Origin of the sequence: Microcoleus sp. B13-B6 (assembly GCF_036705405.1) — a bacterium.
In the GTDB taxonomy this organism is placed as follows: domain Bacteria; phylum Cyanobacteriota; class Cyanobacteriia; order Cyanobacteriales; family Microcoleaceae; genus Microcoleus.
The window spans coordinates 1-8,277 of record NZ_JAUBUJ010000184.1 but is presented as its reverse complement, the minus strand read 5'-3'; the positions used below and the strand labels follow the sequence as shown (position 1 = coordinate 8,277).

The window sequence follows — 8,277 nt, the reverse complement described above, 5'->3', positions numbered from 1 at the left end:
TTTTCCGTTTCAGCGTAAGGGTTCGCGAATGACGCACCCTACTAGCCTCGTTACTGGTTTAAATGCTCCACAGCTTACAAGTTCCAAATACTACCGCTAGGCCAGCGTACCTCTTACCAATTTTTAAGTTCGAGTATCGGAAGCGCCAAGATTATAAGAAACTTTTGACGGCTCAACTGTTACTACTTCCGAAATAGATTGTTCTGCCGCTACCTCTAAAGTTGGCAGTGGTAGATGCTTCATTTCCCAAACTTTCAGCAAAATTAGATATTCATAAAAAGCTTGCAGCGTGCACCAAGCCAATCCTGCTTGGCCGTCAAGAAATCCGCCCAGTAAAATATACATATAGAAAAAGCGCACCACAGGCCGCAAAGGCAAGCGCAAAGAAAAATCTTTCAAAGCGCGACGCCTTTCCACCTCCGATGCGCCAAACAATAAATCCCACCAATTTACTTGACCGGCTTCTAATTGACGGAGAGTTTCAGCCGCCTCGTCATTCGAGTAGCGGTTGTGCTTTTCAATCCAGCGGGAAAGACCTTTGCTGCAAGTATAGTGAGGGTAAGTTTCCTTCAAAAAGTGAGTAGGCCCGTTGCAGACTTCCCGTTCAGTGTGACCGTAGTCAGTAAACCACACTCGGTCTTTGCGAAAGAGACGCATTTGATAACGGGGATATTGAGTGCTGCGGCGAATCCAGCGCTCCATAAATATTACTTTTTCAGCTACGTAATAGCCGATATATTCTTGACTTTCGATCGCCTTTAAGCATTCAGCAAACAGTGCAGGCGTCATCCGCTCGTCAGCTTCGAGGATGTAAACCCATTCGTACTTGCACGGGACTTCTTGGAGCATCCAAGTCCGCTGGCGTCCGTGAGTTTCAAAGCGGTGCTGCACTGTTTGCACGGCATAGTTCTGAACAATCTCAAGGGTGCGATCGGTGCTGAAAGAATCAACTACAATGATATCGTCACAAAGCAGTGCAGATTCAATGCAAGCGGCGATATCAATCTCTTCGTTGTAAGTCAGAATATAAATTGAGAACATTCCCAGCTTTGAGTAAGGGCAAACTATTGGGTAAACAAACTATTTCTCAGGGATGTCTCGACCAGCGCGATCCCTGCCAGCGCTGGTCAATTTTTGCGGCGGCCGAACCGCAGAATTCCCATACTTCTCAATCCCGTCCAACCAACAGTAATGTAGCCTATCGCTAACAACAAACTGTTGATTCCCGTCTGCAAACTCGAATTTCTCGATCGAGTTCTTAACTCTTTCTCTTTTTGTTGCTTGCGGGTGCGAATCTCGTTGCGAGCTTGAGTGGGAAGTGATTGAGCTTGCTGTTCCAGGAACTTGTCGAGGGCTTTCGGGTCATTTTTCGACTCCTCAAGCACAGCTTTCAATTCCTTGGGAACCTCTGGACTCTTGAGTGCTTGTTGCAGCTTCCCGTCGTCTTGCAGCAGCGCCCCTATCTGGCTGCGACGCTCGCTTTTGAGCTGTTCTACCTGAGCTTTAAATTGAGGGCTTTTAAGTTGTGCCTCAAGCTGACCTTCCGCTTGTCCCGCTTCTTGATCGACTTGAGCCAGAGCATCCTTGAGTTCCAAACGAGTATTGTTGAGGTGAACGGGAACCAGAGATAGGTAAACTAGACCTAACAAGCTGGAAATCAACAGCGCCCAGAATCGCAAGTCCAGCCAAACGTTGCGTCGCTCAATAGAGACTCCACTGCTGCTGTCAACCCAAAAGCCAGTCATCAGGAGGGCGATACCGATCAAAGGAATAATGCCCTTGTCAACTATCTGAGTTGCAGCAGTCAACTGCCAGCCTCGATTGAGAAGGTCTGAAGTTTCTCCCGGCAGCGACAGAACAATGCAGTCAAGCAAAGCAGAGAGAATCAAGATAATCCCGACTACTTTGAGAGTTCGAGCAGCTACTGAAGAAAATTGACGGCTATTACTTGCTTTCATAATTCGTGTTAGATAATTCTACACCGTTAGATTCAAGGGGGTAGTTGAGTGGATTTTGTTGAACGAGTTTAGCTATTTTCCACCAAAATAGCTGCTTCGGGTACCGAACTCGACTTTCCTCTGGGTTTTCACAGGCTGCGGTTGCGACCCAAAAGGTCGAGTTTCTGCACAGCTATATAGAGTTGGACACAGGAGGCTGTGCGCTTCTGGGTTGGCTGTAAAGCTTGGTCAAGATAGCGCCCAGAAACTGCAGCAAGCAACTGCTGGCTTCTTCTCTAGTCTGACGAATCCAGCGTAAAGATGAGCTCTGCACGCTTGGGTTCGGTGCTTTTAACTAGCTTTCGCTCGCGCGGCGGTGTCAGAAATAAGAGACACAGGAGGAGCGCGTTTTGTTGGGTCTCACCCCCTAGGGCTCTCACTCCCCGATCGCCTGCCCGATGCGGTGGAACTCTCATCCCTTGTCTTATAGTAATTGATATAAGAGAGGGCGGGAATAAATAATTGTTTACCAACCTTTTTAACCTCGAATTACCAACAGCAGGATATGGCAGTCACAGATAGACGAGTAGCTATTTTTTACGGGGGATTATGTTTTATAAATCAGCTTAACATTCGGTAATTTTTACTGAGATATTCTGGCTTGTAAGTTACCAAACACTAATTAATAGTTACTCATAAGCAAGTATTAATCAGTGGCAGATTGACTGATTTATTTTTTAATAACGCAAGTGCAAACTCTCACATTTTTTGGTAGGATAAATTTGAGCGCTGTTCAAATTGGGTGGTAATGACTGCAATGATTTCTGATGTTTATACGTTGAGAGAACTTGAAAGATCGATCGCATCCGATCCGGACAAGTGGCGTCCGATCGTGTTTACTAACGGGTGCTTCGATATCCTGCACTGCGGTCACGTCCGCTATTTGCAGGCGGCAAAAAATTTGGGGCGATCGCTCGTGGTGGGATTGAATAGCGACGCCAGCGTGCAAGCTATCAAACCGCAGCAGCCGGGATTGCCACCCCGCCCGATCGTACCGGAAAATCAGCGAGCCGAAGTGTTAGCAGCCCTCAAACCAGTAGACGCTGTAGTAATTTTTTCCGAAATTACAGCAACTAAACTGATAAATATCCTGAAGCCTGATATATACGTTAAAGGAGGCGACTATCAAGTCGAAACTCTGCCGGAAGCACCGGCCGTTATCGCCGGAGGTGGCAAGATTTCCTTAATCGAAATAGAAGTTCCGAGTTCTACCAGTGCGATCGTCAAACGCATTTTGCAGTTAGGTACTTAACCCTCGATCGCAAACAGCAAACAGTGAGCTAAACTCAGAAGTTGCCCCATCAAAAAACACGCTTGGTGCGATAGCTCATACAACTTCATCCCAATTGCTAAGCAGGAGATAATTTTAATGGAACTCACAAGCAATAACACGATCGCGGAAATCCTACAAAGACACAAAGCAGAGTTACTAGCAGACTGGCTCAAAGAACTGCAAAATACCGGGCTGCGGCGGGACGACTTGATGAGAGCCAAAGAATTGCGCTCCGAGTGTCAAGAGTTCCTGCAATTGCTCCACATTGCAGTCGGACACGGTAACTTTAGCGACATCCAGACACCCGAATGGGAAAATATGCGGGTGTTACTAGCAGAAGTTTCGCGATCGCGCGTTCAGAGAGGCTTTACTCCCTCAGAGATAGCGAGTTTCATTTTATGCTTCAAAAAGCCATTGTTCGATCGGCTTTGTCATGAACTGACAGAAAACCGCGACGCACTTGTCGAACAACTTTGGCTTTCCACCAGTTTATTAGACCAGCTTGGCCTTTGGGTGACAGAAATTTTTCTCAAAGCTCGCGAAGAAGTCATCGAACGCCAACAGCAAGAAATGCTCGAATTGTCAACACCCGTAGTCAAACTTTGGCAAGGCATTCTAGCTTTACCCATGATCGGGACTCTCGACAGTGCCCGCACTCAAATAGTAATGGAAACTCTATTGCAGGAAATCATGGAAAGCGGCTCAGAATTTGCGATTTTAGACATTACAGGCGTGCCGACTGTTGACACTTTAGTTGCTCAACATTTATTAAAAACTGTAGCTGCCGCCCGTTTAATGGGTACTGAGTGCATCATCAGTGGCATTCGCCCGCAAATAGCTCAAACCATAGTTCACTTGGGAGTTGACTTGCAGGATATTCTCACAAAAGCTACTTTAGCAGATGCTTTTAAAGTCGCGTTGCAGCGCCAAGGTTTAACTATAAAAAATATTAAAGAGGAAACATAAAAATATTGCGCTCTGACATGAAAAATCAAGTAAATGTTAACAAATAGGTGAATTTGTGGAACGAATACCGATCCTTCAAATGGGAGAATTTTTGCTAGTAACAATTCAAGTAGATATGCACGATCGCTTAGCAATGACGCTGCAAGATGACCTGACAAACCGCATTGTCAAAACAGGCGTCAAAGGTGTGTTGATAGAAATTTCTTCCCTAGAAATTGTGGATTCTTTTATCGGTCGCATTATCAACAATATCGCTAGTATGTCACGAATTTTAGATGCGGAAACAGTTGTGGTCGGGATGCAGCCAGCGGTTGCTATTACGCTCGTTGAGTTGGGGCTTTCCCTGACAGGAGTTCGCACAGCTTTAAGCGTTGAAAAGGGCATGATTTTGTTAAGAAAATCCTTGGGGTTTTCTGTTGACAAGGAAGATTAATTGTCCCCAGACTGAGGCACAGGCAGTCAAGAAACCTAGTTTGTTTGTAGATACCTTGTTGACAAACCGAAGATTTCTTAGGACAGGGCTTACGCACTCCAGGGGGTTAAATCAAGGGTTTGAGATTCCTGCACTATGTTCTCTTTTGAGAGAAAATCGTAGTAAGTGCGTAAGTCCTATTAGGAGAAACTAAGTTGATGAGTGTAAGTCCTATATTTTGGGGAGAAGTTCTATTTTGGTACAGTAGCCGCCATGTCAAAACGTGAGACACTAGAAATCCGATCGTCATCCGATATAGTCCACGTCCGACAGCAAGTGCGAACTTGGGCTGTAGCAATGGGATTCGGTTTACTAGACCAAACGAAAATCGTTACCGCAGCCAGCGAACTCGCCCGCAATACTGTAGAGTACGGCAAAGGGGGAACTGTAACTCTCGAAACGCTGCAATTAGGCACTCGCAAAGGGCTGAGGCTGATTTTTGAAGACAAGGGCCCGGGAATTCCAGACATCGAATTGGCAATGACTGACGGTTATACTTCTAATCACGGTTTGGGTTTGGGGCTCAGTGGTTCCAAGCGGTTGATGCACGAATTTGAGATTGTTTCCAAAGTCGGTAAGGGGACTAAAATTGCGATCGTCCGCTGGCGGTGAGTAAGTAATACGATTTGAGAGTTGAGATTTTAGATTAAAGCATTGGGAAGGACGGAGGACGATCGGGGTTTGGAGCTTGCGTATAGTTGTATTATTTTTTTAATTGGTATAAATAGCAACCAGCACAGCCAAGAAGTGATTCTTGGCATCCCACACCATACCCGGAGAGGGTTGGCCTATGGAGGATTTCATTATGAGAACTGATAAAAAATGATAGATGCCGTAGCCCTGCCCGTAACAGAAGAAAGTCAAGTGGGAGAAGCGCGCCGAATTGCAGTCGCCCTCGCGACGGAAGTCGGATTTAACGAGACCGATCGCGGTAAAGTGGCAATTGTTACCACGGAAGCCGCAAAAAACCTGGTCAAGCACGCCCGCGAAGGAGAACTTTTGCTGCGAACATTAAAAACAGCGACAGGATATAGCATTGAAATAGTAGCGCTAGACCGCGGCGAAGGAATGGCAAATGTCGCGCTGTGTCTGCGGGACGGTTTTTCTACAGCGGGAAGCCCTGGAACTGGACTGGGGGCAATTCAACGCCTCTCTACTTTTTTTGATATTCATTCTGTACCAAAACTGGGGACAGCCTTATTAGCGCGGCTGGAACCGACCCAAAATAGCCGGGAAGCATCCCCAAACAGCAATTACTTGGAATTTGGGGTCGTCCACTTACCGAAAGCAGGAGAGCAAATTTGCGGGGATTCGTGGGCGACGGAAAATCACCTTGACAAAAACCTGATCTTAGTTGCAGACGGGCTCGGCTACGGGGATTTGGCGGAGGAAGCGTCTGGCGAAGCAGTGCGTGTATTTGAGGAAAACGCCAAACTCGGGCCGAAAGCAATTTTAGAGAAGGCGCACGCTGCTTTAAAAAATACCAGAGGAGCGGCTGCGGCGATCGCCCAAATCGATCGTACCCAACAAACAGTTTGTTTTGCCGGAATTGGCAACATCAGCGGTGTAGTTGTCACAGATAACCAAAGCCGCAGCATGGTTTCCTACAACGGCACAGTTGGACATATGATGCGAAAAGTAGCAGAATTTGTTTATCCTTGGTCGCAGCAGTCCCTACTCATCATGCACTCCGACGGTTTGGCGGCGCAGTGGAATTTAAACCGCTACCCGGGTTTATCCTCCAGACATCCTGCTTTAATCGCAGCCGTGCTCTACCGGGACTTCAAACGCACTCGCGATGACATGACAGTTATAGTAGCCAAGGTAAGAGAAGCAGCGTGAGTTACCCAATCCTGACGACGGAAGTCCGTTTTGAACAAGACATCGTACAAGTACGCCAAAGAGCTCGCCAAATTGCCGCATGGCTGGGATTCGATTCCCAAGTACAAACCCGCATCGCCACAGCAGTTTCCGAAATTGCCCGCAATGCTTTCAAATATGCAGGCGGCGGCAAAGTAGAATTCATTGTAGAGGGAGAATCGCCCCAAATTTTTCGGACTCGGATTTCCGACACCGGGCCGGGAATTGCTGATTTACCGGCTGTGTTAAGCCCGAATTTTCGATCGCAAACCGGCGCGGGACTCGGTTTAGCAGCAGCGAAACGGTTGATGGACGAAGTGAAAATCGACTCTCGGCCCGATCGCGGAACGGCTGTACAATTAATTAAGCAGTTTTCCAAACATATGCCTGCGCTGAGTGCGATCGAACTAAATCAATTAGTTGACAAACTAGCGCGCCAAATTCCCGAAGATCCCTATGCCGAAATTCAGCAGCAAAATCAAGAATTACTACGCACTTTAGACGAACTCCGCCAGCGTCAAGAAGAACTCGTACAATTAAATCAACAGCTAGAAGATACCAATCGCGGAGTCCTGGCACTTTACGCTGAATTGAACGATAAGGCCGAATCTCTCCGGCGCGCCAGCGAACTCAAAACCAGCTTTCTCTCCAATATGAGCCACGAGTTTCGCACTCCGCTAACGGCAATTATGAGCCTTTCGGAAATATTGTTAAATCGCCTCGACGGAGAACTTTCAGCCGAACAGGACAAGCAAGTAAATTACATTTACAAATCCGCCGAGTCTCTCGCAGAACTTGTCAACGACTCGTTAGATTTAGCCAAAGTGGAAGCCGGAAAACTAACTGTTCGCTTGGCTGATTTTGAAGTCGAAGATTTGTTCAGCGCCCTGCGAGGAATGATGCGCCCCCTGCTTCCCCAAAACTCTGCCGTTTCTCTAATTTTTGAAGATACTCTCGAACTTCCAATCCTCACAACCGACGAGGGAAAAGTTTCTCAGATTTTGCGAAATCTGATTTCTAATGCCCTCAAATTTACCGAAGCAGGTGAAGTTCGAGTTGCTGCGGAAATAGGAGAGGAGGGGACAGTTACTTTTTCAGTAGCAGATACGGGCATGGGTATTCCCCCAGCCGACCAAAGGCGGATTTTTGAAGAATTTGTCCAAATAGAAAATCCCTTGCAGAAGGGCGTAAAAGGCACGGGATTGGGATTGTCTCTGTGCAAAAAACTGGCGGAATTTCTAGGGGGAAGTATTGAAATCCAAAGTTCGCCTGGAGTGGGTTCGACTTTTTTTGTCACACTGCCAATTCTGTATCCTGGAGAGGAAGAAAACCCTTTGGAAATGTCCGCTGCTAAGGCAGATGAAATACCGCTGACAAGCGCGAATTCTCGTAGCTTGCGGGGTTCCGAATCATCGCCAGCGGGGGATTCAGCAGCCAAAGTTTTGATTGGGGAGGATGAAGATAGTTTTTCGGTATTTGCTGAAAAACTTGCTGGCAGAAATTCATTGTACTGCGATATAGGTCGCCGACGGCGCTGAAGCAGGGCGGTTTCATTATCACGAAAATCAGGCTTTTGTAGGGGTAGTGCCCCCGTGCCTACCCCCCCGTGCCTACCCCCCCGTGCCTACCCCCCCACAGACGACTTCACAGGCGTTTGGGACATGGGGGCAGCCACGGGGGGCAGCCCCTACAAGAGAATGAAACAGCCC

At 47.3% G+C, this 8,277-nt stretch carries 8 protein-coding genes; 6 read left to right on the top strand and 2 right to left on the bottom strand.

Features of this window, described 5'->3' with window-relative positions:
* Window positions 1-123: 123 nt before the first annotated feature.
* Window positions 124-1,041, bottom strand: coding sequence for a glycosyltransferase family 2 protein (locus QUB35_RS37830; protein WP_333148064.1), 918 nt, complete (start codon window positions 1,039-1,041; stop codon window positions 124-126).
* An 86-nt stretch (window positions 1,042-1,127) separates the two neighbouring features.
* On the bottom strand, window positions 1,128-1,958 hold the full coding sequence (hpsJ-B, locus tag QUB35_RS37825) for a hormogonium polysaccharide biosynthesis protein HpsJ (protein WP_333148063.1): 831 nt from the start codon (window positions 1,956-1,958) through the stop codon (window positions 1,128-1,130).
* 796 nt (window positions 1,959-2,754) lie between these two features.
* On the opposite strand from hpsJ-B, the gene rfaE2 reads away from it, so the two are divergent.
* The 6 genes from rfaE2 (at window position 2,755) to QUB35_RS37795 (ending at window position 8,106) form a co-directional block, all read left to right on the top strand.
* The gene (gene rfaE2 / locus QUB35_RS37820; RefSeq protein WP_333314212.1) at window positions 2,755-3,249 is read left to right on the top strand and encodes a D-glycero-beta-D-manno-heptose 1-phosphate adenylyltransferase; all 495 of its coding nucleotides are present in this window, start codon (window positions 2,755-2,757) and stop codon (window positions 3,247-3,249) included.
* Between the two features lie 117 nt (window positions 3,250-3,366).
* A complete protein-coding gene (locus tag QUB35_RS37815) occupies window positions 3,367-4,236 on the top strand; it encodes an STAS domain-containing protein (RefSeq protein WP_333148059.1) in 870 nt (289 codons plus the stop codon).
* 55 nt (window positions 4,237-4,291) lie between these two features.
* Window positions 4,292-4,669: an STAS domain-containing protein gene (locus QUB35_RS37810; protein WP_333148057.1), complete on the top strand. Its 378-nt coding sequence runs from the start codon at window positions 4,292-4,294 to the stop codon at window positions 4,667-4,669.
* 252 nt (window positions 4,670-4,921) lie between these two features.
* Window positions 4,922-5,320 carry an anti-sigma regulatory factor gene (locus tag QUB35_RS37805; RefSeq protein WP_333108114.1) on the top strand — a complete coding sequence of 133 codons (399 nt, stop codon included), beginning with the start codon at window positions 4,922-4,924 and terminating at the stop codon, window positions 5,318-5,320.
* A gap of 210 nt (window positions 5,321-5,530) precedes the next feature.
* Window positions 5,531-6,550 (top strand): ATP-binding SpoIIE family protein phosphatase, encoded by a 1,020-nt coding sequence (locus QUB35_RS37800; protein ID WP_333148055.1) that lies wholly within the window; start codon window positions 5,531-5,533, stop codon window positions 6,548-6,550.
* Window positions 6,547-8,106 (top strand): ATP-binding protein, encoded by a 1,560-nt coding sequence (locus tag QUB35_RS37795; RefSeq protein WP_333148053.1) that lies wholly within the window; start codon window positions 6,547-6,549, stop codon window positions 8,104-8,106. Before QUB35_RS37800 ends, QUB35_RS37795 begins: the two co-directional genes overlap by 4 nt.
* Window positions 8,107-8,277 lie beyond the last annotated feature (171 nt).